Source organism: Vibrio sp. 10N.222.55.C6 (genome assembly GCF_041473395.1).
In the GTDB taxonomy this organism is placed as follows: Bacteria; Pseudomonadota; Gammaproteobacteria; order Enterobacterales; family Vibrionaceae; genus Vibrio; species Vibrio crassostreae_C.
In genome coordinates this window covers 1-401 of sequence record NZ_JBFRSD010000904.1, presented here as the reverse complement: position 1 = coordinate 401, position 401 = coordinate 1, and the positions used below count along the sequence as shown (strand labels likewise).

General features: G+C 42.6%; 1 pseudogene. It reads left to right on the top strand.

The annotated features are described in order from the left end of the window. Positions 1–401, top strand: a pseudogene (locus tag AB4486_RS26795) (hypothetical protein); the annotation flags it as partial.

The window sequence follows — 401 nt, the reverse complement described above, 5'->3', positions numbered from 1 at the left end:
AACCAAGCTATCGAAGCCAAAAAGCGCAATGTACTGAACCAGCTTGAAGCTTTCGCAGTAGAAGAGCCAGAAGCAAACTTAGTGCGCCAACAGTTAGCCTCTTTCCAATATCTCAATCGAGTTTTTATTGAGCTAGACCGTAATGCCGTTATCTCTCAATCAGATAAGAACCCACTGCTTGTTTCAAGTTCTCATACTAACAAGCCGTCAGACAGTCAAACTCAAGCCTTTTCTCTGTACTTACCACAACGACCAACGTCAATTCAGTTGATGGGCGTAATGAAAGAGTCGGTAACAATGAATCTGATTGAGCATGGTACGTTGAATGATTACCTCGATGCATTACCGAATGGCTTTATTGGTGAATCTGCAGATAAAAGTGTGGCGTATGTTGTTCAGCC